Below are 26934 nucleotides of genomic sequence, written 5' to 3' on the forward strand. Positions count from 1 at the left end.
CCTTGAGCAGGGTCGGACGGTGAGGCGGGCGGTTAAGAGGGGATTGCAGGCGTGAACATCATCCTGTTGGGGCCGCCGGGAGCCGGCAAGGGTACCCAGGCGCAGCGGCTTGTCGAGCGGCATGGCATGAAGCAGCTCTCGACTGGCGATATGCTGCGAGCCGCTGTCAAGGCGGGCACGCCGGTCGGCCTCAAGGCCAAGGCCGTCATGGAAGCGGGCGAGCTCGTCTCGGACGAGATCGTTTCGGCTCTCATCGGCGATGAACTCGATGCCATGCCCGCCGGTATGGGCGCCATCTTCGATGGCTACCCGCGCACTGCGCCGCAGGCGGAATCGCTTGATGCCATTCTCGCCTCGCGTGGCCGCACGCTCGATCATGTGATCGAGCTCGAGGTGAACGAAGACGCGCTCGTTGAACGCATCACCGGACGCTACACCTGCGCCACTTGCGGCAAGGGCTATCACGACACGTTCGAGAAGCCCGCCGTGGAAGGCACTTGCGACAAGTGCGGTGGCCACGAGTTCAAGCGCCGCCCGGACGACAACGAGGAAACCGTGCGCACGCGCATGGCCGAATACCGCGCCAAGACCGCGCCGATCCTCCCCATCTACGAAACGCGCGGCATCGTTGCCCGCGTCGACGGAATGGCGGATATGGACGCCGTGACGGGTGCCATCGAGGCCATTCTCGTATAAAGACTTACGTCGGGGCACCTATTCAGGTGCAAAGGCGGGGGTTTTGGACATGCGGGACATCGGGCGTGGGCTATGGGGCATGGGCCTCATCGTGGCTGGGCTCGCCCTTGCTGCCCCTGCCGCCCATGCCGAGGTCGTCTCCCGCACCGAGACGGGCTTCGTCGTTCGCCTCGCCAGCGAGGTCTCCGCGCCGCCCGCCGAGGCGTGGAAAACCGTCCTCAGCCCTGCGCAATGGTGGCAGAGCCAGCACACCTTTTCGGGCGATGCGGCGAACCTCAGCCTCGATCCGCAAGTCGGCGGCTGCTTCTGCGAAGTCCTGCCGCGCCCCGATGGCGCTCCAACGACCCAGAAGCCCGGCGGCGTACAGCACATGCGCGTGATCTATATCGAGCCCCCCCGCGCGATGCGCCTCGTCGGCGCGCTCGGCCCCCTGCAGAGCGAGGCGCTTTCCGCGACGATGACGATCACGGTGAAGCCTACCGAAAAGGGCTCGCGCATCCTGTTCGAGTATGTCGTTGGCGGCTTCATGCGCTACAAGGTCGACGAGATCGCGCCCGCGGTGGATCGCATGCTGACAGCGCAGCTCGCCAGCCTTGCCGGCAAGCTTGGTCCGATTGCCGATCCGGCACCGAAGCCCGCGCCGGAAGGCGATGCCGCAGCCAAGGACGAACCCGCGCCACCAGTCGCGCCGCTCAAGGGTGCGGAAACGTTCAGCCTGCCGCCCAAAGGCGGCAAGCCTGCGCCAAAGGGCGCGGCCAAGCCTGAGGCAAAGCCGGTTCCCAAGCCTGACGCAGCACCTGCTCCCGCACCCGCCGCTGCCGCGACCAAAACCGCCGCGACTCCAGCACCTGCCACGAAGGCGCCGGTCAAGGCGGGCTATCTGCCGCCTGCAAAGTCTGCCGCTGCTGCGCCTGCAAAAGCCCCTGCCAAGACGCCGGCAAAGGCTGCCGCCAAGCCGGGGACCAAACCTTCGACCAAACCTGCCGCCAAGGCGCCTGATCCGGAGGCCGATGCCCACCGCGATGCCAATGCCGCCTTCGATGCGGCGTTGGGGGCAGCGCCCGCTCCTTGATCGCGGGCAAACACGGCGCTGAAGCGGGTCACCCCAGCCGCATGCTCCGCGCCCGCGCCACCAGCGCAGCGCCTGCCGCGGCGAGGGAAATCGGGATCAGCAGCGCCACACCCGTGGCATAGCTCCCCGTCGCATCGGCCAGCACGCCCCAGGTGATCGGACCGAAAAACGCGCCCCCTTGCGAGATCGTGTTGCCCATGGCGAGGCCCGCCGGCCGGTCGCCCTCGGGGATCAGGCGGCTGATTACTGCCAGCGGCAGCATCCCGGCTGTCTGCGCGGCCGCGATGAACACCACGTAGCCGCCGATCGTGCTCGCGCCTGATCCGCCCAGCCACAGCAGCGCCAGCCCCGCCGCCGCCAGCACCATGAAACCTGCATACGTCACCAGCGTACGCGCGGTGGTCCGCCCCGCCAGTGCGCTCACCGACAGCAGCCCCAGCGCGATTGCGACACCGCCAACTGCGACTACCCGGCCCACGCCCGCCGTATCGAGCCCGGTGCCTTGTGCCAGCAGCTTGGGCGCGGAAAACACGATCGCGTTGATCGCGACGTAGTTGAGTGCATTGGCCCCGCCCAGCAGCAGCACGAACGGATTGGTCAGCGCGCGGAGGAGGTTGTGTGAAGGCGCCCCCGCAGCTGCCGCCTCGCGCCGCAAAACGCCGTTCAGCCAGGCACGTTCCGCATCAGTCAGCCACGGCGCGGTTTCCGGCCGGTCTGGCAGCGCGGCGATCAGCACCAGCGCGAGCAGCACCGACGGCACCCCTTCCACGATCAGCAGCCACTGCCAGCCCTGAACGCCCATCGCCCCGTCGAGCGCGAGCAGCGGTGCGGCAATGCTGCCCATCACCACGTAGGAAAGCGGCAGCGCTATGTAGAACCGGCTGATCGCCCAGGCGCGGTGCTCGCCCGGAAACCAGGTGGAAAGGTAGAGGATCACGCCCGGATAGAAGCCCGCCTCCGCTACGCCCAGCGCGAAACGCATCGCATAGAACTGCCAGGGCGTGTGGACGAAGGCGGTGAGGATCGAGATCAGCCCCCAGGTGAGCATGATCCGCGCGAGCCAGACCCGCGCTCCGAACCGCGCAAGCAGCAAGTTGGACGGCACTTCGAGCAGCGAATAGCCGAGGAAGAAGGCCGAGGCGCCAATCCCGTAGATCGTTTCGCTGAAGCCGAGGTCGGCATTCATCGTCTTGGCGGCAAAACTGATGTTCGAACGATCGACCACCGCCACAAAATAGCTCAGCAGGATCAGCGGCAGCGTGCGCCAGGCAATTTTGCGGAACAGCGTACGCTCGTTCACCTCAGCCGCCATGCACGATCGCCCCCGCCTTGTCCCGCCGCAACGCTAGCAGGGCAGGTCGAAACAACAAGCAGGCGGGACCATCAGATTGATCCGATCCAGCAGAGACCTTTGACCTTGTCCGGCCAATACGGTATAATCCGCATCATCATTGCACGGCCGTGCCTTAAAGGCGCGCGGGCCACGCTTTGGCGCGTCTTAGTGGTTGACGCTTAATTCGAATCGTCCTAAGCGCGCCATTCACTCGATACGGCAAGGGCTTTTGCGTCGGTTGGGAATCCATGATTTTCTTGGGTTTCTTCTGGCGAGGCTGCTTTCGTGCAACCGGGTGAATCGCGATGAGATGGGGTTTGGCCCGGCGCTTTCAGCGCTGCCGCCTTCGCCCTGTGGAGCATGGAGAAACAAGTGGCTCGTATTGCCGGGGTCAATATCCCCACCAACAAGCGCGTGATCATTGCGCTGACCTACATTCACGGAATCGGTGCGCACAAGGCCAAGCAGATCGCCGACAAGCTCGGTATCGATCATGCTCGCCGCGTGCAGGATCTGTCGGACGCCGAAGTGCTCCAGATCCGTGAAGCGATTGACGCCGATCACACCGTGGAAGGCGATCTTCGCCGGGAAACCGCGATGAACATCAAGCGCCTGATGGACCTGGCCTGCTACCGCGGCCTGCGTCACCGCAAGGGTCTGCCCGTTCGCGGTCAGCGCACCCACACCAACGCCCGCACCCGCAAGGGCAAGGCCAAGGCGATCGCCGGCAAGAAGAAGTAAGGCGGCTTTAGTCCCGACTTCTCAGCACAATTTCTCGACAGGATTTCAGTACAATGGCCCGGGAACCTCAGCGTATCAAGCGGCGCGAGCGCAAGAACATCACCAGTGGTGTCGCGCACGTCAACGCCAGCTTCAACAATACCATGATCACCATCACCGACGCGCAGGGCAACGCCATCTCGTGGTCGTCCGCCGGCATGATGGGCTTCAAGGGCAGCCGCAAGTCGACGCCCTATGCCGCGCAGGTTGCGGCTGACGACGCAGGCAAGAAGGCCGCCGAACATGGCGTCCGTACGCTCGAAGTCGAAGTGAAGGGCCCCGGTTCGGGCCGCGAAAGCGCGCTGCGCGCGCTGCAGGCGGTCGGCTTCACGATCACCGCGATCCGCGACGTGACGCCGATCCCGCACAACGGCGTGCGTCCTTCCAAGCGCCGCCGCGTCTGATCCTGCCTTTGGCGGGCGAAAGCGCGGGGCGCGTCCCGCGTTTCACGCCCGCCCGATATTCTGACCGGCATTGGCCTCGTCGCCAATCGCCGGTCTCCTCCGATAACCCTAGGGGAATTCCATGACTGTCAACATCAAGAACTGGCAGGAACTGAAGAAGCCCAACTCCCTCGAGATCAAGCCCGGCAACGATTCGAAGCGCCGCGCGACTTTTGTCGCCGAGCCGCTCGAGCGTGGTTTCGGTCTCACCCTCGGCAACGCGCTGCGCCGCGTGCTGCTGTCCTCGCTGCAGGGCGCGGCCGTCACCTCGATCAAGATCGAGAACGTGCTGCATGAATTCTCCTCGCTCGCCGGCGTGCGCGAGGACGTGACCGACATCGTGCTCAACGTGAAGCAGATCGCCATCCGCATGCAGGGCGAAGGCCCGAAGCGGCTTCAGCTTTCGGCCACCGGCCCGGGCGAAGTGAAGGCGGGCGACATCGCGGTTAGCGGCGACATCGAGGTCATGAACAAGGACCTCGTGATCTGCAACCTCGACGAGGGCGCGACGTTCAACATGGAACTGACGGCGGACACCGGCAAGGGCTACGTCCCTGCCGTGTCGAACCGTCCGGTCGATGCGCCGATCGGGCTGATCCCGGTCGATTCGCTCTACTCGCCGGTCCGCCAGGTCTCCTACAAGATCGACAACGCCCGCATCGGCCAGGAGCTTGACTACGACAAGTTGAGCCTGATGGTCGAAACCGACGGCACCGTCACGCCGGAAGACGCGGTCGCTTATGCGGCGCGCATCCTGCAGGACCAGCTCTCGCTCTTCGTGCACTTCGACGATCAGCTGCCCACCGGCCATGCGCCGGCGATGGGTGGCGGCATGACCGTCCACACGCCCGAGGAAAGCGACGCGAACCAGCTCAACCGCTACCTGCTCAAGAAGGTGGACGAACTCGAGCTGTCGGTCCGCTCGGCCAACTGCCTCAAGAACGACAACATCATCTACATCGGCGATCTCGTGCAGAAGACCGAAGCGGAGATGCTGCGCACGCCGAACTTCGGCCGCAAGTCGCTCAACGAAATCAAGGAAGTGCTTTCCTCGATGGGTCTGCGCCTCGGCATGGACATCCCTGGCTGGCCGCCCGAGAACATCGAAGAGATGGCGAAGAAGCTTGAGCAGGAACTGCTCGGCTAACTCGGAATTGGGGGCGCGTTCCGCAAGGGCGTGCCCCAACGGGTTCTTGGCGGCGACCCTGACAGCCGCCTGGTACGGGCTACCTGATACGGGCCCCTAACGAACGGAGAAGACCGATGCGTCACAAGCTGGGCCAGCGCAAGCTGGGTCGTACATCCTCGCACCGCCGCGCGCTGATGCGCAACATGGCGGCCGCGCTCATCAAGCACGAACAGATCACCACCACGCTGCCCAAGGCACGTGAACTGCGCCCCTACATCGAAAAGCTGATCACGCTGGGCAAGCATGGCGGCCTTTCGAACCGCCGCCTCGCGCACGCCCGCCTGCTGGACGACGCGCAGCTCGGCAAGCTCTTCACCACCCTGGCCGAGCGCTATGCCGCCCGCGCCGGTGGCTACACCCGCATTATCAAGGCCGGTTACCGCGCCTCGGACGCTGCTCCGATGGCCGTGATCGAGCTGGTCGATCGCGACACCAGCGCCAAGGGTCTCGATTCCGGCCCGGTGCTGACCGCGGACGAGGACGAATACGAAGCAGCCTGAGGCTGCCGGATCCCGCAAGGGACTAACTGGGGCGGGGCCGCAAGGCTCCGCCCTTTTCATTTTGGTGCCTTTGACCCGGCTTATTGATCGACCTCCATCCCGCTCATGCGGAGCTTGTCGAAGCAGCTTTCGCTACCGTCGCGCCAACATCCTTCGACAAGCTCAGGGTGAGCGGCGTTGGATTGGCTTCGCGTATTGGATCGGGGGTACCGCGTCATCGCTCTTCCAAGCATTAGCAAGTCGTGGCCGCACTGCACAATGCCTGCCGTCGGCTCCAAACACCCCCGAAATCCTGCCAAACGCTTGCGTCCGGCCTAGTACAATTTCGCTCTCGCCCTCTGCCCCTCCGAGGTGCTAAACCCCTCCCATAAAAGCATGAAAATCGCGGGAAGGATCGGCAGGGCGGTCCTGGTTCTGGCAGCGCTGCTGCCGGCTCCGGGTATCAGGGCCCGTGAGGAGGCCGAGGCGCTGGTCGCGCCGGTTCGCGGCCCGTCCACCTATTCCGGCACGCAGGCCGTGCAGCCCTCTGCCTCCGACCGCAGCCCGGATCGGGCCCCTGACGTCTTTGGCATCACCACCCTTTCCGTCCCGCACTATCCGCCCACGCGCCGCGATTCCCTGATCGAGCGCCAGTTCGGCGAGGATCTGGCCGATCCCTATCGCTGGCTCGAGGCGGACGTGCGCTCCAGCTCCGAAGTGGCCGCATGGGTCACGCAGCAGAACGCCGCGAGTTCCGCCTATCTCGCCCAGTTGCCCGGCCGTGATGCGCTGCGGGACAAGATCCGCAGCCTCTTCGCCTTCGAACGCTACAGCCTGCCGCGCAAGGCGGGTACCCGCTACTTCTACACGCGCAACAGCGGGCTGCAGAATCAGGCCGTGCTGCAGGTGCGCGAAGGGCTGGATGGCGAGGGCCGCATTCTGGTCGATCCGAATACATGGGACGCCAAGGCCGGGGAGGGCCTGCGCACCCTCGATGCCTGGGTTCCTTCGCCGGGCGGCAATCTCGTTGCGCTTACCCAGCAGCGCGATGGCAGCGATTGGCGCACGGTCCGTGTCGTCGATGTGGCCAGCGGCAAGATGCTCGATGAGCGGCTCGAATGGGCCAACGATACCGCGATTGGCTGGGTCGGCGATGCCGGTTTCCTCTATGCCCGCTATCCGGAGCCGCCAGCGGGTGAGGCTTACCGCGCGCAAGTGTTCGACAAGGCTATCTGGTTCCACCGCGTTGGCACGCCGCAAAGCGCGGATATGCGCGTGTTCGCGACACCCGATCACCGCGATTGGAACCACCGCGTTTCGGTCTCGTCGGATGGCCGCTGGGCGGTGATCCTGTCCTCTGCCAGCACGCTCCCGCGCCGCACCGTGCAGGTGATCTCCCTCGCGCGCGGGAAGGCGCAGGATTGGACCCCGGTTCCCATCGCGCCAGAAATGACCGACGACTGGAAGTTCGTCGAAGGCGTCGGCGATCGCCTCTGGTTCATCACCAACGCCCGCGCGCCGCATTACCGCCTCGTCCGTGTCGATCTTGATCGCGGCGGGAAGGGCGGCTTCGCAATCAGCGACGTGATCGGCGAGAAGGATGATACGCTCGATGCCGGCCGCATTGTCGGGAACCGGCTGATCCTCTCCTATCTCCAGCACGGCTCCAGCTATGCTGTCGTCACCGATCTCAAGGGCAGGCCCAAGCGGGCCATCACCGTTGGCGCGATCGGTGCGGCGAGCGGCTTCGGCGGCCGTCCGGGAGATCCGGAGACGTTCTACCAGTTCTCCAGCTTCAACCAGCCGCCCTCGATCTTCCGGCTCGACATGCGCACCGGCACGGCCACGCCGTTTGCCGTCCCGCGCCTGCAGTTCAATCCTGACGACTATATCGTCGAGCAGCGCAGCTTCCCCTCGAAGGACGGTACGCGGGTGCCGATGTACGTCGTGCGCAAGCGCAGCCTGGCGGCCGCAAGCCGCGCGGCGCCCACGCTCCTTTATGGCTATGGCGGCTTCGATGTCGCGCTCACGCCGGGCTATTCGGCGGTGCGCATGGCCTGGCTTGAGGCAGGCGGCGTCTTCGCGCTCGCCAATATCCGTGGCGGCGGGGAATTCGGACGCGCGTGGTACGATGCAGGGCGCCTCGGCAACAAGCAGAACAGCTTCGATGATTTCATTGCCGCCGGAGAATACCTCCTCAAGGAAGGCATCGCTGCGAAGGGCGGGCTTGCCATTCAGGGCGGATCGAACGGCGGCATGCTCGTTGCCGCCGTCATCAACCAGCGCCCCGATCTCTTCGCCGCTGCCAATCCAGATGTCGGCGTGATGGACATGCTGCGCTTCGACCGGTTCACCTCGGGCCGGTTCTGGGTGGATGACTACGGCAGCCCCTCGCGCGAGGCGGACTGGCGCGTGCTGCGCGCCTATTCGCCCTATCACAACATCCGCCCCCGCGCGGATTACCCCGCGATTCTCGTCACCACCGCCGACACCGATGACCGCGTGGTGCCTGCGCACAGCTTCAAATATGTCGCCGCGCTGCAGGCGGCCGATCTCGGCGCGCGCCCGCATCTGCTGCGGGTCGAGGCGCAGGCCGGCCACGGTCCCGGCAAGCCGGTCGACAAGGTCATCGCCAACGGCGCCGACGTGCTTGCCTTCCTCGCCAGGTGGACGGGGCTGGCTCTTGAATAGAGCGCTGATTTCGCGCCAAGCGCCCTTGCAGCCATGCGCGCGCGCCACTATCCCTCGGGATTGAAGCAGCCCGCCGCCAAGGCGGGCACGAGCCACAGGAAAGACCAGCCATGACCTCGTTCCAGGACCGTGAACGCGCCGAGGAAGCCAAGTTCGCGCACGATGAAGATACCCTGTTCCGCATCCAGGCCCGCCGCAACAAGCTGCTTGGTCACTGGGCGGCGCAGCGCATGGGCCTCGATGCCGCCGAGACGGAGGCCTATGCCCGCGCGGTCGTGCAGGCCGAATTCGAGGAAGCGGGCGACGAGGACGTCGTGCGCAAGCTGCTGGGCGATCTCACGATGGCCAAGGTCGAGATCGACGAGGCCGAAATCCGCGCCGCGCTCGCCGAGCAGGCGATCGAAGCGCGCCGCCAGATCACGGGCGACGCCTGATGCCCATGCCCGCGGCCGAGATCGAGGCGCTGATCCGCGCCGCGATTCCCGATTGTGAGGTCACGATCACCGATCTCGCCGGCGATGGCGATCACTATGCCGCCCATGTCGTTGCGCCCTCGTTTGCCGGTCTCAGCCGCGTTGCACGGCACAAGGCTGTCTACGGCGCGCTGGGTCAGCGCATGGGCGGGGTGCTCCACGCCTTGCAAGTGACCACCGGCGTCCCCACCTGAAACCCAAATCTTCTTTCGAAAGCAGGCTAGGCCCATGTCCACCAACGAACGCATCGCTGAAATCGTCGGCACCAACGACGTCGTCCTGTTCATGAAGGGTACGCCGCTGTTCCCGCAGTGCGGCTTCTCGAGCAAGGCGATTGCCATCCTCGATCACCTTGGCGTCGAATATGCCTCGGTCGATGTGCTGCAGGACATGGAAATCCGTCAGGGAATCAAGTCCTTCTCCGATTGGCCGACGATCCCGCAGCTCTACGTGAAGGGCGAATTCGTCGGCGGTTCGGACATCATGATGGAAATGTATCAGGCCGGTGAGCTTCACCAGCTCATGGTCGATGCACAGGTCGTAAAGGCCTGAATCTTCCACGCTGACGCAATGCAAAGCGCGGCTCCGCCACAAGCGGGGCCGCGTTTTGCGTTTCAGGAGCTGGTGGGGGAGGGCCGTCCGGCCCCGCGCGCGGGTGGGGGGTGGATCCGCGCGCGGGGCTTGTCAGGCGGTGGGGCCTGGAGAGGCGGAACCGGGAGACCGGGGGGAACGGTTCCGCCTCTGGGAAGACACTCTCAGGACACAGAACACTATGCATGGGGCGTGCCAAACTGCCAAACGTCCCAAAAACCAAGTGATCCCGCAGAGGTCGGGCGCAGGTTGGTTCGCGATCTGTAAAGTCTGCCGACAGGGGCCTCTCACTTTGGGGGAGAATGCGGCAAACCGGTGCCGCAGAGCTTGGCAAGGCCGTGCACCCTGTAGCATGGTCGCGATATGGACGAACTCGATGACATGGGCGAACACGCCGACGCTGCCCCCGCCACTCCGGCTGCCACGCTGGTGGTGTTCCGCCACGATTCCGCTGGTGGCCCAGCCCAGATCCTGATGGTCGAACGTTCGGGCAGCCTCGCTTTTGCAGGTGGGGCGACTGTCTTCCCCGGCGGCAAGGTCGATCCCGCCGATCTCGAACTCGCCGCAGCCTTCATGGCCCGAACCGGTCTCTCGCTCGATCCCGCCGATGCCGCTGGCCGCATCACGGCGGTGCGCGAAACGCTCGAGGAAACCGGCCTGGCGGTTGGTCTGGTCGGCGCAATCGATGCGGGGCGCGCCGCCGCCGCGCGGCGCCTGCTGCTCGATACTGGCCGCCTTGCCGATGTGCTCGAAGCGTTTGCTTGGGAACTGGATTTCGAAGCGCTCGTGCCCTTCGCGCGCTGGTGGCCGCGCCACCGCAACATGCGCGTGTTCGATACGCGCTTCTATCTGGCGGATCTCGGCACCGGCGCAGTCGAAGTCACCGCCGATACTACCGAGAATCGCCACCTCTTCTGGGCCAGCGCGACCGAGGCGCTGCGCCTTGCCGACGAGAAGGCGATCAAGATCATCTTCCCCACCCGCCGCAATCTCGAACGGCTGGCACAATTCAGCCATTTCGCGGCCGCACGGGATCATGCGCTAGCCACGCCCATCGTCACCGTCACGCCGCGGATCGAACTGCGCGATGGCGAACGGTGGCTCTTGATTCCCCCCGATGCCGGCTACCCGGTCGATGGCGAACCGCTCGCTCAGGCAGACCGAGCCTAGACTGCTCCAAGTTGGAGGCGATTGTGCGGTGCAATGAATTTTTCGTTGCACTGCATATACTTAAGTAAAAATACATAGATTCGGGCAAGCCTCGCTTCACTCCGCAGCGCTAGTCTGGTGCGCGGAGGAACCCTCATGCCTGCTGTCCAGCCGCGCCCCGAAAGTCCTGCTTCTGCCCGTTCGGTCGTGCCGTCCGCAGTTGCGCCACAGGCACATGACGCCCCCCCCGTCATCATCCTCGGTGGCCCGACTTGCCGATGAACTGGCGGTTCCTGCGCCTTCGCCGGTGCACCAATTGCAAGCCGAACTGGTGCAGCTCATTGTTCCACCGGAGGCCGAGGCCGAGCAGCTCTACCCCGGCTGGTTCCGCCTCGCCTTTCCGCTGGCGAGCTCGTTGCTGCTCTGGGCAGCCATCCTGTGGGGCGCCAGCCACCTCGCCTGAGGGCGTTCGCGTCAACCGCTTCGCAGCATCCTTATCCAACCGTCCCGGGGGCATCCTCGCCTGACCGGCACCCCGCTGCACTGCATCATGACCCGACTGCCGCCAATTTCCGGCGTGCGGGCCTCGATGGAGACCTGAGCAGTGAACAGCCTCATGCCAGCCCAGGCCGAGCCCTGGGCATCTGAACTTGCCGCCCCCGCGTTTGCTCCTGCTGCGCGCCCTGCTCCGCCTCCGCGCGTACTCACCTCTGTGCCGCTGCCGGCGCAGCCCTTGCTGCCGCCGCGCCGTGCAGAGCCGCCCACGCGCCATGCCGCAGCCATCCGCCTGTTCGACATTGTCGTCGCGGTCACGGCGCTCTCCTTGCTGGTGCCGGTGCTGCTGGTCGTCGCGCTGGCGATAAAGCTTTTCGATCCCGGCCCGCTTCTTTTCGCGCACAAGCGGCTGGGGCAGGGCGGTCGTCCGTTCCACTGCCTCAAATTTCGCTCGATGACGGTCGATGCCGATGCGCGCCTCGCCCGCCTGCTGGAGGTGGATCCCGCCGCGCGCGCCGAGTGGGCCGAAACGCAGAAGCTGCGCAGCGATCCGCGCATCACGCCCGTGGGCCGCTTCCTGCGCCGCAGCTGCCTTGATGAGCTGCCGCAGCTCGTCAACGTCCTGCGCGGGGAGATGAGCCTCGTCGGCCCGCGTCCGATCGTGGCCGCAGAGGCGGCTCGTTATGGCCGCCACTTCCCGGTTTATTGCAGCATGAAGCCCGGCATCACCGGCCTATGGCAGGTCAAGCGGCAGGACCAGACGAGCTACCGCCGCCGCGTCGCGTTCGATCTCACTTACGCCCGCTCGCGCTCGCTGGCGCTCAACCTTGCCATCCTCCTGCTCACCGTGCCTTCGGTGCTGCGCGGCCAGGGAGCCTACTGAGCGGCCTCCGCCAGGATGATGCCGTTTCCTGAAACTTCGCCCACCGGATCGCCAGAAACGTTCCGGTGGGCATTCTCATTGGCCTTCATCGCGGCTTCGCCCAGCACCGCTTCCAGCACACGAGTGGCCTGATCGCGCCAGGTCCAGTGCGCGGCATGGATGCGGCCCCGGGCTGCATACGGCGCCGGATCGGCCAGCACGCGCCGCACTGCCGCCGCCATGTCGTCCACATCATCGGGATCACAGTAGACCGCTGCCGTCCCGCAGCGCTCGGTCATCGCCGGAATGGCGGAGACGACCACGGGGCAGCCGAAATGCATCGCCTCGATCGGCGGCAGTGGGCTCGCCTCATAGAACGAGGGGAACAGCAGGCAGCCCGCATCGCGGTAGAGCCGCCCCAGCGCATCAAGTTCCGTCACCGGCCCGGTAAAGCGCACCAGATGCGCAACGTCTGCCGGGATATCTCCCGTGACCGGCGAGAGGATATCGCTGCCTGCGCCCACGATCAGCGTGCGTAGACCATCCTCACGCGCGAGCCGCACGGCCACTTCCAGCACGCCGTGGATGTTCTTGCGCCGCGAGAGGGAGCCCACGAACAGCAGGTATCCCGGCTCCGGGCCCTGGTCCTCCGGCAGTGTTCCTTGCGCTGCCATTGCGTGCTCCACCGGGGCTGCGCCGCCCCAGCCGCCGTTCTGCGCCACGCGGATGCGCCCGCGCGCTTCGGGCCGCAGCGCTGCCAGCATGGCTTTCTCCCGCTCCGAAACGGTGAGGATCGTTTTCGCCCGGCGTAGCAGCGAAGGCAGCATGAAGTGGTGCCCCAGCCGGTAATGCAGCCGGTAGGCGCCGGGAAATTGCCGATAGGAAAGGTCGTGGATCATCACCGTCACACCTTGCCGCTTGTGAAGGGCGGCGACGGGCGCAGTATTGCCAAGGCAGAGCAGATGCCCCCCGCGCACCCGGCCCGGCAGCACCAGTTGCTCCCAGGCATGCCCGCCCAGATGCCAGCCCAGTCGCCCGCTCCACCGGCCCGCCGCGCGCTCCACCGTGGTGACACGCAGCGCCAGATCGTCGAGCTGCGCTGCCGGTTCACACACCAGCCGCAGCTTCACCGGCAAGCCTTCCTCTGCCACCAGCCGGTCAAGCGCGCGGGTCAGTTCGCGCGCCACGCGCTGCACGCCCGTCACCGGCTGCATCAGGAAGCGGCCGTTGATGACGATTTCGGGATGGCTGTTGGTCGGCTGGTTCATGCGCGCGCCCGTTGTCCTGCTGTTGGAATGGGCCCGTTCTAACACCGCCCCCGCCTCTTCCGCGCCCGCTAACCGGTCGGCTTCGGAGACAACCTTCGTGGGCGCGGGGCGGCGCGCCCGCTAGACCGGCCCGGCCACTCGACAGGGAGTGGCGCAAGGCTTGGGGGGCAGGCGGCACATGCTGCGTATCCATATCGTCATTGCCACGGTCGGCCGGCCCGCGCTCCTGCGCGAAACGGTCGATCTCATCGCGCGGCAGACGCGGCGGCCCGATGGCGTGCTGATCGTCGCACCGGCGCAAGAGGATTTCGGCACGGCGGGTGAAAGCGATGTCTGCCCCGAACTTGCCCTCTCGCCCAAGGGCCTGTGCCGTCAGCGCAACTGCGCGCTCGATCTGCTTGAGGGTCGGGCGGATATCGTCCTCTTCCTCGACGACGATTTCGTCATGGCACCGGATTACTGCGCGGCCATCGAAGCGTTGTTTACCTCCGATCCGGGGATAGCCGGGATCACCGGGAACCTCGTGGCAGATGGCGTGCGCCACGGCGGCTTTACCGCCGGTCAGGCGCTCACGCTGATCGCCCGCGATGCCCCGGGGCTCGATCCCGCCATTATCCCGCGAGAGGCGCTCTATGGCTGCAACATGGCGCTGCGCATGTCGCTGATGCGCGGCTTGCGCTTTGATGAGGCGCTGCCGCTCTATGGCTGGCAGGAGGATATCGATCTCACCATGCAGCTCGCCCGGCGCGGGCGACTGATTTCCAGCGGCCTCGTCACCGGCGTCCATCTCGGCGTGCGCGGTGGGCGCACTTCGGGGCGGCGGCTCGGTTATTCGCAGGTCGCCAACATCGTCTATCTGCTGCGCAAGGGCACGATTCCCCGCTGGCTCGCCAAGCGCCTGTTCTGGCGTAACCTCGCCGCCAATCTGCTGCGCGCCCCGTTCCCCGAACCGCATATCGATCGTGCCGGCCGTCTCGCCGGAAACCTGCGCGCGCTGGCTGATCTCGTGCGCGGGCGCATCGATCCGCGCAAGATCGAGCGGATGTGAGGGGCATGCGCCGCGTCGTCTTCAACGGGAAGTTCCGCGCCGGGGGGCTCAACGGCGTGCACCGCGTCGCCGCGCGGTTGATCGCCGAAGTGGATGATCTCCTCGCCAGCGCGCCAGCTCCCGATGATCCTCCGTGCGCGCTGATCGTGCCCAGGGGCTGCGCCGAAGGGCCGCCGCTCGCCGCCATTCAGCTGATCGAGGATGATCGCCCCGCCTCGCAGGCGTGGGAACAGTTGCGCTTGCCCCGGCTCGCGGCGGGCGGGCTCCTCGTCAATCTCGCCAATCTCGCACCGCTCGCGCACCGCCCCAAGCTCACCATGCTGCACGATGCGCAGTTCCTCCGGGCAGACAATTCCTACCCCTGGCGCCAGCGCGTGGGCTACCGCCTGCTCACCCCGCTGATGGCGCGGTCGAGCGAGCGGGTGCTTACGGTCTCGGCGTTCTCGGCAGATGAGCTTGCGCGCGGCGGCGTCACGGGACGGGTCGAGGCCGAAGTGCTCCACAACGGCGCCGATCATATCCTCGAGGCGCAGGCCGATCCCGCCGCGCTCGCCCGCCTTGGCCTCGCACCGCGCAGCTATGCGCTGATGTTTGGCAGCCCCAAGGCCTACAAGAACAACGCGGTCGTGTTCGCTGCCTTCGCGGATGGCGCGCTTGCCCCCTTGCGCCTTGTCGTCGTCGGCCCCCCGCGTGCCGCGCTCGAAGCGGCTGGGCTCGCCCCGCCGCCCGATGCCATGTTCGCTGGGCCGTGCGACGATGCGGCTCTGCGGGCGCTTTATGAAGGGGCGGAGGCCCTGCTGTTCCCCTCGCGCACGGAAGGTTTCGGCCTGCCGCCGGTCGAGGCCATGTTCTGCGGCTGCCCGGTCATTGCGGCCCCCTGCGGCGCGGTGCCCGAAGTGTGCGGCGATGCCGCGCGCTATGCCGATCCCGATTATCCCGCCGCCTGGCGCGCCGCGCTCGCCGATCTCCCGCGCGATGCACTGGCCGCGGCGGGCCACGCCCGCGCTGCGCGCTACACCTGGGCCCGCGCGGGCCGGACCTTGCTGTCCTCCCTGCGCGAACTGGCGCGCAGGGCATGAGCGGATCGGGCATCAAGGCGCGCCTGCTCGGCTTTGTCCGCGCCGGGGGCGGCACAGCGGTGATCGCCATGGCCGCGCGCGTCAGCGGGCAATTCGCCATGATTGCGGTCACGTTGGTCGCCACCCGCCACCTCGCGCCTGCCGATTTCGGCGTGTTCGCCATCGCCGGTGCGCTGGTCATGCTCGCGCGCACGATGCTCTACACCGGCCCGTTCGAGTACCTGCTCAAGCTTTCGCATGATGCCGATCAGCGCCGGGGCGCGGGTGCCTGCCTTGCCGCGACGGTGCTGGTTGCGCTGGTGTGGATCGCGCTGCTCGTCATGCTCGGGCTTGCCGCACCCTTCGTGTTCAAGGGCGGCGGTGTTGCGCCGGTCATCCTCGCGCTGGCCCCTTCGGTTCTCCTCGGTGCGCTCGCGGCCTTTGCCGAATCGCTCATGCTGCGCAGTGGGACAGTGCGGCGCTACTATGCCATCACCGTCCTTGCCGAAGTCGGCGCGGGTATTGCCGCAATCGCCTTGCTGGCCAGTGGCTGGAGTCTCTGGGCGCTCGTCCTCCAGATCTACGCGCGTACTCTGCTCATGGCCCTCGCGCTCGGTGCGCTCGGCCCGCCACTGGCGCTCGCTGCCCCGCCGCGCGCGCTGGTGGCTGAAGTGCTGCGCTGGTCGGCCAGCCGCTTCGGTTCGGTTCTTGTCAGTTTTCTTGCCAACTATAGCGGCGATCTCGTGCTCGGCATGGTCTTTTCCCCCGCAGCCTCCGGGCTCTACCGTGCGGCCAACCGCATGGTCACTGCGCTGGCTGACATGTTCGTCCAGCCTGCGGGCATGCTCGCGCTGACCACACTCGCGTCCGGCCGCGCCCGCGGCGAGGGGGAGGGCCTCCCCGGCGCATGGCCCCGCCTTGCCGCGTTGTTCGCGGTGCTCGGCTGGCCTGCACTCGCGCTGCTGGCGCTCTTCGCGTACCGTGTGGTCCCTCTCGCGCTCGGCCCGGCCTGGGCCGCTGCCGCGCCCGTCGTCGCGGTGTTCTGCGTGGCGCGCATGGCCGCGCTCGTCACCGCGGTCGCCACGGCAGAGCTGATCGTGACGGACCGGCAGGGCAGGGTGCTCGCCATTCAGACCTTCGCCGCTGCCGCCACTGCCGGGCTTACCCTGCTGGCCGCGCCCTATGGCGCGCTCGGCGCGGCAGTTGCTGCCACCTTTGTCGCCCTGTTCGCCGCCGTCGCCATGGCGCTCGCCGCGCTCCAGCGCCGCGATCGTCCCGCGCTGGCCGAAGCCGCCCGCCTCGTGATCTTCCCCCTTGTCGGCGCTTTCGTCGCAGGCCTCGCGGCAGACCGCGCGTTCGGGACCTCGACACCACTTGTCGCGCTCGCCCTGCCGCTTGCCTGTGCCGCTGCCGGCTGGCTGCTCGCGGCCTGGCCGGTCATCCCCGCACTGCGCCGCGCAGCTGCGCTCCTCACCGAAGTGCCAAAGCCAGCCTAGCCCCAAATCCCGCTTGCCCTCGGCGCTCGTGCGTGGAACCTTCGCACCTGCAACACGAGGGACCACCACGCATGAAGCGCATCCTATTCGCCGCAGCGCTGCTCCCGGCAGCCATTCTTTGCGCCATGCCCTGCGCTGCTGTGGCCGCTGAGCCGCCAGTGCCCGCACTCGTCGCGCCCGCCTTTGCCGTCCCCACCAGCGCCGTAGGCCCCGGATTCCGCCTGCAGCCCCTCGGCCCCGATCTCGTGAAGATCGATTTCGATGCCTACATGTCCTCGGTCGAGCACCTTCAGCAGACCTTCACGCGCAGCAAGGACTGGCCCCACGCCGGGATCAGCGATGCGGATGCTCTGCTCGATATGCAGACCGAAGCTGGCCGCTTCCAGCGCCGCGAAAGCTTCGCCTATTCGGTCCTCACGCCTGATGGCAAACGCGAGCGCGGCTGCATCTACGTCGCGCCGAGCCCCGTCCCCGGCTACGATGCGGTCGTGCGTATCTGGGTCACCAAGGCTGAGTATGACGCCGGCTTCGACAAGCAGCTTGAAGCCTGGGCCCACGCATGGGTCGCCGCCAAATGGCCGTTCAAGAACGTCGCCTGGCCCGGCCGCGATATCGATTGGGCGACTTGGGATGCCCTGACCAAGGCGAAATAGCGCGCCGCCCTGCGGCCTGCCGGGGGGATCATGCCGGTCAAACTGCGTCCCATCACATCCTGCTGCGCCATCGCCGCCGCACTGGCGTTCGCACCCGCCGCGAATGCGCAGACCGCCGCCCCCGCGATCGACGCGCCCACCACAGCCGCCACCGGCGCCCGCGCCGCCGAAAACGCCGTGCGCAGCGCTGCCGATGCCTTCGGCACTTCGGTCGGTCGCGAATCCATCGGCCTCTATGATCCGGAAGGCGTGCGCGGCTTTTCCCCCACCGCTGCGGGCAATGTCCGCATCGATGGACTCTATTTCGATCAGGTCTGGGAGCTCGGCGCCCGGCTCCAGCGTACCACGCAGATCCGCGTCGGCCTTTCCGCATTCGGCAGCCCGTTTCCTGCACCGACCGGCATCATCGACTATGGATTCCGCACACCGGGTGATGAGATCGCGCTCAGCCTGCTCGCCGCGCTCAACCACTGGGGCAACCATTCGGTTGAGGCCGATGCCAATCTGCCCGTCAGTTCCGCACTTAGCCTCGGTCTCGGCGCTGCGCTCTACAATGATCGCAACGGCAACGCCTCGCGCGCCCAGTTCCTCGAATATTCCGTCACCGCCCGCTGGCAGCCTGCGCCCGATCTCGAGTTTGTGCCTTTCGCCACCCGCGCGCAGGGCAACGAGCTCAAGGCCCCGCTTTTCCTCCCGGCGGGTGAGGGCCTGCCGCCGCGCCTCCCACGCCGCTTCTTCAAGGGCCCAGCCTGGGCGCGCTATGATGGCACCGCATTCAACGGCGGCCTCCTCGCCACTTGGCGCCCCGCTGCGGGGTGGGAGCTCAAGGGCGGCCTGTTCCACTCGCGCTTCGATGACAACAGCAACTTCACCAACCTCCTCGTCGATCTTGATGCTGCGGGCACCGGCACCCAGCTGATCCTCGCCGATCCACCGCTCAAGTTCGGCTCGACCAGCGGAGAATTGCGCCTCACTCGCACCATATTGGATGGTCCGCGCGTCCACCGTATCCATGCCAGCCTGCGCGCCCGCGCAGGAGACCGCCGTTTTGGCGGTTCGGCGGAGATCGATCTTGGCACCACCAGCCTCTACGAGCCGACCACCGCGCCGCGGCCCGCTTATGCCTTCACCGCCCAGCAGCAGGACCGCGTTCGCCAGTGGACCGCCGGGCTTGCCTACGAAGGCCGCTGGGAGGGCCTTGGCGAGCTCAGCCTCGGCCTCCAGAAGACGCACTACCGCAAGCGCATCGGCCTACCGGGCGAACCGCCCCGCTCGACCAATGCCTCGCCCTTCCTGTTCAACCTCACTGTCGCCGCAGAGCTTTCGGCCCGCCTCGCGCTTTATGGCGGCTATGTCACCGGACTTGAGGAAAGCGGCATCGCGCCTGAAAACGCCGCCAACCGCAACGAGGCGCTGCCCGCGATCCGCACCAGCCAGCGCGATGCGGGGCTGCGCTTTGCCCTCACCGACGAGATCAAGTTCGTCGCCGGCCTGTTCGATCTGCGCAAACCCTACTTCAATCTTGATGCGGGTGGCCGCTTCGATGCGCTCGGCGATGTGATCAACCAAGGCATCGAAACCTCTATCGCTGGCCCCGTCACGCCGCGCTTCAGCGTGGTCGCGGGCGCTGTTCTCCTGCGCCCGCGCGTGCGCGGGCCCAATGGCGGGCTTGGTGTCGGCGTCGGCACGCGGCCCGTCGGCGCGATCAGCCGCCGCCTTGAGTTCAACGCGGATTGGCGCCCCGTCTGGACTCCGGGCCTCTCGTTCGATGTCAGCGCCGCGCACCGCAGCGCCGAAACCGCCACGGTCTCCGGCCTCACCGCGATCCCCGCGCGCACACTCGTCGATCTCGGCACCCGCTACCAGTTCACCATCAGCCGCCGCTCCGCCACCTTGCGGCTGCAGATCGAGAACCTCACCGATGTGCAGAGCTTCGAGCTCAAGGGTGCCGGGGCCTACGATCTCCTCCCCGGCCGCCGCTTCGGTGGGTACCTGACAGTCGATCTCTGAAGGGCAGGGGAGGAGGCCCCTCCTTGACTCTTCCGCAAAATCATCAGATATTTCTGTCATGACAGAAACAACTGCCGAGTCGAGCAAGCTTCCCGATGCCGTCGAGCAGTTCGTCCTGCGTTGGGGCGATATGGGTACGCAGTGGGGCGTCAACCGCTCGGTCGCCCAGATTCAGGCGCTGCTGTTCCTGTCGGAGCGCCCGCTCACGGCGGAGGACATTGCCGACAAGCTCGGCATGGCGCGGTCCAATGTTTCGAATAGCCTCAAGGAACTGCTCGCGTGGAAGCTCATCCACCGCGTCCCTGTGTTGGGCGATCGGCGCGATCACTTCGAGGCCGAAACCGATCTCTGGCAGATGGCCACCAAGGTCGCACAAGGCCGCAAGGCGCGTGAGATCGATCCGATGGTGGCCGCGATCCACGCTGCGATGGAAGGCATCGATGATCCGCGCATCAGCGCCAAGGTGCGCGGCCGCCTTGTCGCGATGAACGATTTCGTCGGCACGGTCGATCGCTGGTACCAGCAGATGCTCGATGTGCCCCCGGCGCAGATCATGACGCTGATCCGCATGGGATCGCGGGTGGTTGGCCTGCTCAAGTTCGTCACTCGCCGCAGCCGACCGAAGGACGAGGGGGACTGATCCCCTTTTTTTGAATCTCCATTTCTCGGAATACAGAAATATCGGAACGTTCACACAGGAGGAACCATGGACAGCCCACACCCCGAACCTGCCAGGCAAGACCGCCGCACTCGCGGCCGCGTCATTGCCGGTTTTACCCTGGCCCTCGCGATTTCGTTCGGCGCTTTCGTCCTCATCAGTGCTTTCAGCTCCGCTGGCGTGGTCTTCGGCAGCGTCTGGTTCCTCGCTTTCCTTCCGGCCTATCTCTGCGCCCTCATCTGCTATGTGGGCGATCCGGATGGCACCAAGCCTGCCAGGTTCTATGGCAGCGTTCCGCTCATCTTCGGTGCGATCGTCATCGTTGGATCGATCGCAATTCTGCGCGAAGGGGTGATCTGCCTGATCATGCTCGCCCCGCTCTGGCTGCTGTTCGGCTGGCTCGGCGCCATCGTGATGCGCCGCATGCGCAATCAGCCGGTTGATCCCAACACCTTCCGTTCGACCCTGATCTTCCTCCCGCTGTTCAGCGCCGGCCTCGAAAGCCAGCTCCCCGTTACGCACGATCAGGTGACGCTGACCCGCGAAATTGTCATCCGGGCACGGCCGGACGAGATCTGGCCCTATGCTGTCTCCATCCCGCACATCGCGCCAAGCGAGGGCCGCTGGACCTTCACGCAGAACGTGCTGGGCCTGCCCCGCCCGCGTGCGACGACGATCACTGAAAGACGCAACGGCGGGGTTCGCACCGCCTGGTGGGGGGACAGGATCAATTTCGAGGAACGGATCACCCACTGGGAACCGGGCCGCCGCCTCGGCTGGGCCTTCGCGTTCCGCAACACCACGCTGCAGGACTATACTGACAAGCACATCTCGCCCGATGGCGAATTCCTCAAGATCGACACGGGCGACTATGTCCTCACCCCGCTTGCCGATGGCACCACCCGCCTCACCCTGCGCACGAACTACATCGCCAAGACCCACGTCAATCCCTACGCAGCGTTCTGGGGCGAGATCCTCTTGGGCGACATTCAGAACAACGTCCTCGCGATCATCAGGCAGCGCGCCGAAGCGCGGCACCTCGATGCAAACGTGCGCTAAAGTTCGACCAGCACCGTCTCGATCTCGGTCGTCACTTCGCTCATCAGCTTGTGCACCGGGCACTTTTTCGCCGCCGCCAGCAGCGTCTCGCGCTCTTCAGGGGAAAGATCGCCGGACAGCATCAGCGTGGTGCGCAGGCGGTAAATGCCCTTCCGTTCGTCGGAATCATCGCGCGTTACCACCACTTCGATATCTTCCAGCGCCATCCCCTTGCGCTGAGCCAGCCACAGCACCGTCAGCGCCTTGCACGCCCCCAGCGCCGCATCGTAGATCTCGTGCGGATCGGGCCCCTCGTTGTCTTCGCCCGCAGCGGGCGTCATGTCCGTCACGAATTCGTGCCCGCGCACGGCAATGCGGTGCGCGGTGCCCGCCGGATCGATGCGTGTAACCGAAATCATGATGCCTCCTGCGGGATTGCTGCCGGGTGCAGTCCAGCACCGCGCCTGCCGGGGGTCAAGCCACACCCGCCTGTGCCGGATCGGGAGAAGTTGACACAGTTGACACAGTCCTGAGGAATAACTGCATTCGATCAGTAGCGCGCTTTTGATCGGCAGAGGCGATCAATCGGCCCGACCGGACCGACTCGAAACAGGGCATGGCGGGTCTGGAGCGCATGCCGTGTTTGTTGACTGGAATGGGCTGTGTAGGACAGACAAAACCGCCGCCCGCACGCCGCCCCCGTTGTGCACCAGCTTCGGCGCAGTGCGGCCCTGGATCAGGCAGGTAGCCTTCACCAGAGCCGCACCGGGGGGCGCGTTGCTCAGAAGAAGAAGCGGACCGAGGCGGTCATGTTGCGGTCGAACAGCGTCTGCGCCAGCGTGACACCGCCTGCCGGCAGCGAGGGCGCGGAGACGTCGGTCAGCGCCAGCGTGTCGAACAGGTTGTTGACGTTGAACGAGAGCACCACCCGGTCGACCGGGCGGACCTGGATGAAGGCATTGACCGTGGTGTAGCCCGGCATGCGCAGCTTGTTTTCGTCCTGACTGAAGCTGCCGGTCGTGCCGACCGCGTTCGCGCCGATCGTGAACAGGTCGGTCTCGTACTGCGGCATGATCTGGAAGATCAGCTTGGCCTGATGGCGCGGTGTGTTGCCGACCAGCGTGGGGTCTTCGGCCGCGACGATCTTCGCATCGGTCACGGTCGCCCCGGCAGTCAGACTGAAGCCGCCCTTGCGCACGCCTCCTTCGAATTCGAAGCCCTTGGCGCTGTAGCGCCGCGTCACGAGCGAGAGCCCGATCACCCCATTGGCATTGGGGCGGATCTGGCTGTTGGTTTCGGCAACCTTGGCCGAAAAGCCGGTCAAGTTGGCGAAGAACGGACCCGAGCGGAACTTCACACCCACTTCCGCCTGCTTGACCGGATCATAGCCGACACTGCGGTCCACCAGTCCGCCATCAGTTGCGCTGATCGCGGGGGTGAAGAGGATCTTGTCGGCCGCAGCCCGGGCGCCCCGGCTGTAGCGGGCAAAGAACGACATCGAGCGGGAAGGCCGGTAGTTCGCGCTCACCGAGTAGGAGGTGTAGTGATAGCTGTAGTTGACCGGGGCCGCATTGGTGACGGGCGAGAAGCCGAACTTGGTTTCCGCCGTAGCAATGACACCATCGTTGTTGGCATCGATGGTCCTCACGTCGCTGGGCCGGTTGTTGCGCAGCGTTCCTTCGACCTTGCCGGAATCATACCGCAGCGACCCGCCGAGCGAGAGATTGCCCATTTGCAGATTGAGCGAGCCATAAGGCGCCAGCACCCGGTAGCGCAGGTCCACGTTGTGCAGGGTTCCGGTCGTCGGCCCGGTGAAATCAAGCGCGCCGCCGAGCGAATTGGGCGTGCCGTCTGCATTCACGAGGTCGATCAGAGCTGAATTGCCGCCACCGACCACATCCTGGATGAAATCGAGCAGATAGCGTTCGTAAGCCAGATCCTGGCGCGAGTTGTAGACGCCTGCGGTCGAGGTGAGGTTGGCAGTACCCAGCTGCCAGACCCGGCTGACGCGGAGATCGTTGGTGAAGTTGTCCAGCTTGCGGACCTGGCTGTTGTACATCGCCGAATAGGTCACCAGCCCATTGCCGTTGAGCGTGCCGGGCGAGGTGATCGTCTGCCCCTTGTTCGGCCCGTTCGCGTAGACGAGGCTGCCAAACGGCGAGCCAAAGGCGAACGTGGCGACCTGCGCGGGAAGCACCACAAGCGGGTAGTCAACCGTCACGCTGCCGGACTGCGCGGCATAGCGGCCGTGCTCGGAGACGGTCCAATCGCCGATGTTGAACTTGGCCTGGAAGCCGATCGACTTGACCACGGCGTGGTTGCCATCGTGGATGTTGATCTGGGACTGCGAACCATCGCCCGAGAACTTGGGGAAGGTGCTGGTGTAGCGCGACGTGAGCGAATCCTTGTTGGCCGCAAAGTTTGGCAGCACGGCATATCTGGGATCGGCATCGGAGCCGGTTACGCCGAGCGGCGTGTTGAAGAACTGCGTCGTGGTATCGTCGAGGAACTTGCCTTCCAGCCGCACGAAGCCGCCAGCGAACTCCTTGGTGACGTTGAACTTGAACTGGCCGCCGCGATTGCCGGTGAAGCCGGTGCGACGCGGGCCTTCGCCTTCGCGGTAAAAGCCGCCCACGTGGAAACGCAGGCTATCGCTGAGGTGGCCGCCATAATCGAAATCGGTGCGGTGGTTGCGATAGTCGAGCCCAGTTGAAGCCTGGATCGAGCCGCCCTCCACTTCGCCGGTGTGCGAGATGAGGTTGATCACGCCGCCGGGCGCATTCGAAGCGAAAGTCGAAGCCGAACCGCCGCGGATCGATTCAACCTGGGCCACGTTGAAATCCGCACGGATGAACATGTCGGGGATCAGGGCCAGCAGATCGCCGAATTCCAGCACGGGCAGGCCGTCTTCCTGGATCTGGAGGTACTTGGCACCGGTGGCGACCATCGGGAGGCCGCGGATCGTGTAATTGCCGTTCACTTCACCGTTTCCGGCCTCGGCGCGGATGCCCGGAATGTTGCGGAACAGGTCGGCCATCGACGTGGCACCAATCTTTGCAATGGTGCTGTCGCCGAGCGAGCTTGTCGAGGTGGCGCTGTCGAGGCGGTCACGGGCGCGGGCGACGCCGGTGGCGATCACATCATCGTTGGTGGCAGTCCGGCTTGCTTCCCATGCCGTCAGCGGCGGCTTGCTCTCCTCCGCAAATGCCGGAGCGGCCAGCAGACATGCCGCCAAAGCGAGGCTTGAGAGCGCCGTCGAACTCAGAAACTTCATTCAATATCTCCCGCAGTGACCAAATGGATGGCGGGAGAAATAGAAAGAATTGTTTTCGTTAGTTGGTTTGGAGCATTGAGGATTACCCTTAATGCTGTCGTGCGAAATGAGATGAATTTTTTATTATGATTTACAGGGCAATAAGCCGACTATTCGGCTTTCACGTAGTGTAGAATTCATCCCCTGCAAACTCGGAAGTAACTCAGCTATCCTGAAGGCCCCCGGCCAGATCGAGCGCGATGTCGACGATCATGTCCTCCTGTCCGCCGACCATCTTGCGGCGGCCCGCTTCGGCAAGGATCGCGCGGGTATCGACGCCGTAGTCCGCGCTGGCCTTCTCCGCATGACGCAGGAAGCTGGAGTAGACACCGGCGTAGCCCAGCGTGAGCGTTTCGCGGTCTACGCGCACGGGGCGGTCCTGCAGGGGGCGCACGAGGTCTTCGGCGGCGTCCATCAGTGCATAGAGATCGCAGCCGTGGTTCCAGCCCATGCGGTCTGCGGCGGCGATGAACACTTCGAGCGGGGCATTGCCTGCGCCTGCGCCCATGCCCGCAAGGCTGGCATCGACCCGCACTGCGCCGTTCTGCACCGCAACGATGGAGTTCGCCACGCCGAGGCTGAGGTTGTGGTGGGCGTGGACGCCGCGCTGGGTTTCGGGCTTCAGTACGCGATCGTAAGCCTGAAGGCGCGCGGCATATTCGTCCATGTTCATCGCGCCGCCGCTGTCCGTCACGTAGACGCAGTGGGCGCCGTAGCTTTCCATCAGCAGCGCCTGCTGAGCGAGCGCTTCGGGGCTCGTCATATGGCTCATCATCAGGAAGCCCGAGACGTCCATGCCGAGGCTGCGCGCCGCCTCGATATGCTGCTTCGAGACGTCCGCCTCGGTGCAATGCGTGGCGATGCGGACGGATTTGACGCCCATTTCGCAGGCGTGCTTGAGATCGTGGACCGTGCCGATGCCGGGCAGCAGAAGCGTGGTGAGCACGCTGTGTTCGAGCACTTCGGCCACTGCGCCGATCCAGTCCCAATCGGTATGGGCGCCAAAGCCGTAGTTGAAACTGGAGCCTTGCAGGCCGTCGCCATGCGCGACTTCGATGGCGTCGACTTTGGCCAGATCGAGCGCCTTGGCGATCTTCTGGACGTGATCCAGCCCGTACTGGTGGCGGATCGCGTGCATGCCATCGCGAAGGGTTACATCCTGGATGTAGAGCTTTTGCTCGGCGGGGTCGAAGCTCATGCGGCCATCCTTGTCGCGATCTTCTCGGCAGTTTTCATCGCGGCCGAGGTCATGATATCGAGATTGCCGGCATAGGCCGGCAGATAGTGCGCCGCGCCTTCCACTTCGAGGAAGACGGAGACCTTGAGGCCGGTGAAGCTGCCGCCCATCTCCGGGATCCGCAGCGGCTTGTTGCCGCCGATGCTTTCAAACTGCACCGCCTGTTTGAGCCGGTAGCCTGGCACGTAGCTCTGCACTTCGGCGACCATATCATGCACCGATTGGCGGATCGCCTCGCGGTCGGCGTCCTCGCACAGGCAATAGACCGTATCGCGCATGATCAGCGGCGGTTCGGCGGGGTTGAGCACGATGATCGCCTTGCCGCGTGTTGCCCCGCCGACATCCATGATGGCCTGACTGGTGGTCTCGGTGAATTCGTCGATATTGGCGCGGGTGCCGCGGCCTGCGCTCTTCGAGGAGATCGAGGCGACGATCTCGCCGTAATGGACCTTGGCGACGCGGTTTACCGCCGCGACGATGGGGATTGTCGCCTGCCCGCCGCAGGTCACCATGTTGACGTTAAGGGCATCGAGGTTCGCCTCGCCGTTGACCGGCGGGACGGTGTAGGGCCCGATGGCGGCGGGGGTGAGGTCGATCATCCGCTTGCCCGCCGCGAGCACCAGTTCGCTGTTGCGCTGGTGCGCGCCGGCGCTGGTTGCATCGAAGACGATGCCGATATCGGCGAATTCGGGCATGGCGAGGAGGCCGTCGATCCCTTCGGCAGTGGTCGCAACCCCCATCCGCGCGGCGCGGGCGAGGCCGTCGGACGCGGGGTCGATGCCGACCATCACGCCCATCTCCAGCACATCGGAGAGGCGCATGACCTTGATCATCAGATCGGTGCCGATGTTGCCCGAACCGATGATCGCGACTTTGGTCTTGGCGGTTGGGGTCTGGGCCAT

The 26934-nt window shown here is 65.7% G+C and carries 26 protein-coding genes; 20 read left to right on the plus strand and 6 right to left on the minus strand.

What is annotated here, in order from left to right; genetic code table 11:
* Positions 1-51: 51 nt before the first annotated feature.
* The gene (locus ACODS2_RS05325) at positions 52-696 is read left to right on the plus strand and encodes an adenylate kinase (protein WP_298171132.1); all 645 of its coding nucleotides are present in this window, start codon (positions 52-54) and stop codon (positions 694-696) included.
* A 49-nt stretch (positions 697-745) separates the two neighbouring features.
* Positions 746-1768: an SRPBCC family protein gene (locus tag ACODS2_RS05330; protein ID WP_488997856.1), complete on the plus strand. Its 1023-nt coding sequence runs from the start codon at positions 746-748 to the stop codon at positions 1766-1768.
* A gap of 28 nt (positions 1769-1796) precedes the next feature.
* Here the strand turns inward: ACODS2_RS05330 and ACODS2_RS05335 are convergent, their stop codons facing one another.
* On the minus strand, positions 1797-3080 hold the full coding sequence (locus ACODS2_RS05335) for an MFS transporter (RefSeq protein ID WP_488997857.1): 1284 nt from the start codon (positions 3078-3080) through the stop codon (positions 1797-1799).
* 393 nt (positions 3081-3473) lie between these two features.
* Here ACODS2_RS05335 and rpsM point away from each other — a divergent pair, with 393 nt between their 5' ends.
* The 11 genes from rpsM (at position 3474) to ACODS2_RS05390 (ending at position 12274) form a co-directional block, all read left to right on the plus strand.
* A complete protein-coding gene (gene rpsM / locus ACODS2_RS05340) occupies positions 3474-3842 on the plus strand; it encodes a 30S ribosomal protein S13 (RefSeq protein WP_421839123.1) in 369 nt (122 codons plus the stop codon).
* A 53-nt stretch (positions 3843-3895) separates the two neighbouring features.
* Positions 3896-4285, plus strand: a complete 390-nt coding sequence (rpsK, locus tag ACODS2_RS05345) for a 30S ribosomal protein S11 (protein ID WP_008065643.1) — start codon at positions 3896-3898, stop codon at positions 4283-4285.
* A 121-nt stretch (positions 4286-4406) separates the two neighbouring features.
* On the plus strand, positions 4407-5471 hold the full coding sequence (locus ACODS2_RS05350) for a DNA-directed RNA polymerase subunit alpha (RefSeq protein ID WP_488997858.1): 1065 nt from the start codon (positions 4407-4409) through the stop codon (positions 5469-5471).
* Positions 5472-5587: 116 nt separating this feature from the next.
* Positions 5588-6013, plus strand: coding sequence for a 50S ribosomal protein L17 (gene rplQ, locus ACODS2_RS05355; RefSeq protein WP_298164085.1), 426 nt, complete (start codon positions 5588-5590; stop codon positions 6011-6013).
* Between the two features lie 375 nt (positions 6014-6388).
* Entirely contained in the window at positions 6389-8683 is a 2295-nt protein-coding gene (locus tag ACODS2_RS05360; RefSeq protein WP_488997859.1) for a prolyl oligopeptidase family serine peptidase, read from the plus strand.
* Between the two features lie 110 nt (positions 8684-8793).
* Positions 8794-9117: a DUF1476 domain-containing protein gene (locus ACODS2_RS05365; RefSeq protein WP_298164081.1), complete on the plus strand. Its 324-nt coding sequence runs from the start codon at positions 8794-8796 to the stop codon at positions 9115-9117.
* Positions 9117-9350, plus strand: a complete 234-nt coding sequence (locus ACODS2_RS05370; protein ID WP_488997860.1) for a BolA family protein — start codon at positions 9117-9119, stop codon at positions 9348-9350. The genes ACODS2_RS05365 and ACODS2_RS05370 overlap by 1 nt, the downstream gene beginning before the upstream one ends.
* 34 nt (positions 9351-9384) lie before the next feature.
* Positions 9385-9708, plus strand: a complete 324-nt coding sequence (gene grxD, locus ACODS2_RS05375; protein WP_298164077.1) for a Grx4 family monothiol glutaredoxin — start codon at positions 9385-9387, stop codon at positions 9706-9708.
* Between the two features lie 402 nt (positions 9709-10110).
* Complete coding sequence (locus tag ACODS2_RS05380; RefSeq protein ID WP_488997861.1) at positions 10111-10917, plus strand: NUDIX hydrolase; 807 nt, start codon at positions 10111-10113, stop codon at positions 10915-10917.
* 214 nt (positions 10918-11131) lie between these two features.
* On the plus strand, positions 11132-11359 hold the full coding sequence (locus ACODS2_RS05385; RefSeq protein ID WP_488997862.1) for a hypothetical protein: 228 nt from the start codon (positions 11132-11134) through the stop codon (positions 11357-11359).
* A 141-nt stretch (positions 11360-11500) separates the two neighbouring features.
* Positions 11501-12274 carry a sugar transferase gene (locus tag ACODS2_RS05390; protein ID WP_488997863.1) on the plus strand — a complete coding sequence of 258 codons (774 nt, stop codon included), beginning with the start codon at positions 11501-11503 and terminating at the stop codon, positions 12272-12274.
* On the opposite strand, the gene ACODS2_RS05395 is transcribed toward ACODS2_RS05390, so the two are convergent.
* Positions 12268-13521, minus strand: coding sequence for a glycosyltransferase family 4 protein (locus ACODS2_RS05395; RefSeq protein WP_488997864.1), 1254 nt, complete (start codon positions 13519-13521; stop codon positions 12268-12270). The two genes, ACODS2_RS05390 and ACODS2_RS05395, sit on opposite strands and share 7 nt — an antisense overlap.
* 178 nt (positions 13522-13699) lie before the next feature.
* Here ACODS2_RS05395 and ACODS2_RS05400 point away from each other — a divergent pair, with 178 nt between their 5' ends.
* The 7 genes from ACODS2_RS05400 to ACODS2_RS05430 all read left to right on the plus strand — a co-directional run bounded on the left by ACODS2_RS05400 (position 13700) and on the right by ACODS2_RS05430 (position 21503).
* A complete protein-coding gene (locus ACODS2_RS05400) occupies positions 13700-14569 on the plus strand; it encodes a glycosyltransferase family 2 protein (RefSeq protein ID WP_488997865.1) in 870 nt (289 codons plus the stop codon).
* A gap of 5 nt (positions 14570-14574) precedes the next feature.
* A complete protein-coding gene (locus ACODS2_RS05405) occupies positions 14575-15648 on the plus strand; it encodes a glycosyltransferase family 4 protein (RefSeq protein WP_488997866.1) in 1074 nt (357 codons plus the stop codon).
* A complete protein-coding gene (locus tag ACODS2_RS05410) occupies positions 15645-17123 on the plus strand; it encodes an oligosaccharide flippase family protein (RefSeq protein ID WP_488997867.1) in 1479 nt (492 codons plus the stop codon). The genes ACODS2_RS05405 and ACODS2_RS05410 overlap by 4 nt, the downstream gene beginning before the upstream one ends.
* Positions 17124-17194: 71 nt before the next feature.
* Positions 17195-17776: a twin-arginine translocation pathway signal protein gene (locus ACODS2_RS05415; RefSeq protein ID WP_298164067.1), complete on the plus strand. Its 582-nt coding sequence runs from the start codon at positions 17195-17197 to the stop codon at positions 17774-17776.
* 30 nt (positions 17777-17806) lie between these two features.
* A complete protein-coding gene (locus tag ACODS2_RS05420) occupies positions 17807-19786 on the plus strand; it encodes a TonB-dependent receptor (RefSeq protein WP_488997868.1) in 1980 nt (659 codons plus the stop codon).
* A 58-nt stretch (positions 19787-19844) separates the two neighbouring features.
* Positions 19845-20426: a GbsR/MarR family transcriptional regulator gene (locus ACODS2_RS05425; RefSeq protein ID WP_298164064.1), complete on the plus strand. Its 582-nt coding sequence runs from the start codon at positions 19845-19847 to the stop codon at positions 20424-20426.
* Positions 20427-20492: 66 nt separating this feature from the next.
* The gene (locus ACODS2_RS05430) at positions 20493-21503 is read left to right on the plus strand and encodes a hypothetical protein (RefSeq protein WP_488997869.1); all 1011 of its coding nucleotides are present in this window, start codon (positions 20493-20495) and stop codon (positions 21501-21503) included.
* On the opposite strand, the gene ACODS2_RS05435 is transcribed toward ACODS2_RS05430, so the two are convergent.
* The 4 genes from ACODS2_RS05435 to ACODS2_RS05450 form a co-directional block, all read right to left on the minus strand.
* Positions 21500-21901 carry an OsmC family protein gene (locus ACODS2_RS05435; protein ID WP_488997870.1) on the minus strand — a complete coding sequence of 134 codons (402 nt, stop codon included), beginning with the start codon at positions 21899-21901 and terminating at the stop codon, positions 21500-21502. The genes ACODS2_RS05430 and ACODS2_RS05435 overlap by 4 nt on opposite strands.
* Positions 21902-22263: 362 nt before the next feature.
* A complete protein-coding gene (locus tag ACODS2_RS05440) occupies positions 22264-24756 on the minus strand; it encodes a TonB-dependent receptor domain-containing protein (RefSeq protein ID WP_488997871.1) in 2493 nt (830 codons plus the stop codon).
* A gap of 202 nt (positions 24757-24958) precedes the next feature.
* Complete coding sequence (dmpG, locus tag ACODS2_RS05445; RefSeq protein WP_488997872.1) at positions 24959-25993, minus strand: 4-hydroxy-2-oxovalerate aldolase; 1035 nt, start codon at positions 25991-25993, stop codon at positions 24959-24961.
* Positions 25990-26934 (minus strand): acetaldehyde dehydrogenase (acetylating), encoded by a 945-nt coding sequence (locus tag ACODS2_RS05450; RefSeq protein ID WP_488997873.1) that lies wholly within the window; start codon positions 26932-26934, stop codon positions 25990-25992. The genes dmpG and ACODS2_RS05450 overlap by 4 nt, the downstream gene beginning before the upstream one ends.

The sequence above is a fragment of the Novosphingobium sp. FG137 genome (assembly GCF_057809735.1).

Excerpts from the sequence above, each read along its gene's own strand:
- dmpG (WP_488997872.1), bottom strand. The coding sequence starts at position 25,993 with ATGAGCTTCGACCCCGCCGAGCAAAAGCTCTACATCCAGGATGTAACC.
- ACODS2_RS05330 (WP_488997856.1), top strand. The coding sequence starts at position 746 with ATGCGGGACATCGGGCGTGGGCTATGGGGCATGGGCCTCATCGTGGCT.
- ACODS2_RS05410 (WP_488997867.1), top strand. The coding sequence starts at position 15,645 with ATGAGCGGATCGGGCATCAAGGCGCGCCTGCTCGGCTTTGTCCGCGCC.
- ACODS2_RS05405 (WP_488997866.1), top strand. The coding sequence starts at position 14,575 with ATGCGCCGCGTCGTCTTCAACGGGAAGTTCCGCGCCGGGGGGCTCAAC.
- rpsK (WP_008065643.1), top strand. The coding sequence starts at position 3,896 with ATGGCCCGGGAACCTCAGCGTATCAAGCGGCGCGAGCGCAAGAACATC.
- ACODS2_RS05335 (WP_488997857.1), bottom strand. The coding sequence starts at position 3,080 with ATGGCGGCTGAGGTGAACGAGCGTACGCTGTTCCGCAAAATTGCCTGG.
- ACODS2_RS05395 (WP_488997864.1), bottom strand. The coding sequence starts at position 13,521 with ATGAACCAGCCGACCAACAGCCATCCCGAAATCGTCATCAACGGCCGC.
- ACODS2_RS05415 (WP_298164067.1), top strand. The coding sequence starts at position 17,195 with ATGAAGCGCATCCTATTCGCCGCAGCGCTGCTCCCGGCAGCCATTCTT.
- grxD (WP_298164077.1), top strand. The coding sequence starts at position 9,385 with ATGTCCACCAACGAACGCATCGCTGAAATCGTCGGCACCAACGACGTC.
- rplQ (WP_298164085.1), top strand. The coding sequence starts at position 5,588 with ATGCGTCACAAGCTGGGCCAGCGCAAGCTGGGTCGTACATCCTCGCAC.
- ACODS2_RS05350 (WP_488997858.1), top strand. The coding sequence starts at position 4,407 with ATGACTGTCAACATCAAGAACTGGCAGGAACTGAAGAAGCCCAACTCC.
- ACODS2_RS05380 (WP_488997861.1), top strand. The coding sequence starts at position 10,111 with ATGGACGAACTCGATGACATGGGCGAACACGCCGACGCTGCCCCCGCC.
- ACODS2_RS05420 (WP_488997868.1), top strand. The coding sequence starts at position 17,807 with ATGCCGGTCAAACTGCGTCCCATCACATCCTGCTGCGCCATCGCCGCC.
- ACODS2_RS05385 (WP_488997862.1), top strand. The coding sequence starts at position 11,132 with ATGACGCCCCCCCCGTCATCATCCTCGGTGGCCCGACTTGCCGATGAA.
- ACODS2_RS05425 (WP_298164064.1), top strand. The coding sequence starts at position 19,845 with ATGACAGAAACAACTGCCGAGTCGAGCAAGCTTCCCGATGCCGTCGAG.
- ACODS2_RS05440 (WP_488997871.1), bottom strand. The coding sequence starts at position 24,756 with ATGAAGTTTCTGAGTTCGACGGCGCTCTCAAGCCTCGCTTTGGCGGCA.
- ACODS2_RS05450 (WP_488997873.1), bottom strand. The coding sequence starts at position 26,934 with ATGGCCCAGACCCCAACCGCCAAGACCAAAGTCGCGATCATCGGTTCG.
- ACODS2_RS05430 (WP_488997869.1), top strand. The coding sequence starts at position 20,493 with ATGGACAGCCCACACCCCGAACCTGCCAGGCAAGACCGCCGCACTCGC.
- ACODS2_RS05365 (WP_298164081.1), top strand. The coding sequence starts at position 8,794 with ATGACCTCGTTCCAGGACCGTGAACGCGCCGAGGAAGCCAAGTTCGCG.
- ACODS2_RS05360 (WP_488997859.1), top strand. The coding sequence starts at position 6,389 with ATGAAAATCGCGGGAAGGATCGGCAGGGCGGTCCTGGTTCTGGCAGCG.
- ACODS2_RS05370 (WP_488997860.1), top strand. The coding sequence starts at position 9,117 with ATGCCCATGCCCGCGGCCGAGATCGAGGCGCTGATCCGCGCCGCGATT.
- ACODS2_RS05435 (WP_488997870.1), bottom strand. The coding sequence starts at position 21,901 with ATGATTTCGGTTACACGCATCGATCCGGCGGGCACCGCGCACCGCATT.
- ACODS2_RS05400 (WP_488997865.1), top strand. The coding sequence starts at position 13,700 with ATGCTGCGTATCCATATCGTCATTGCCACGGTCGGCCGGCCCGCGCTC.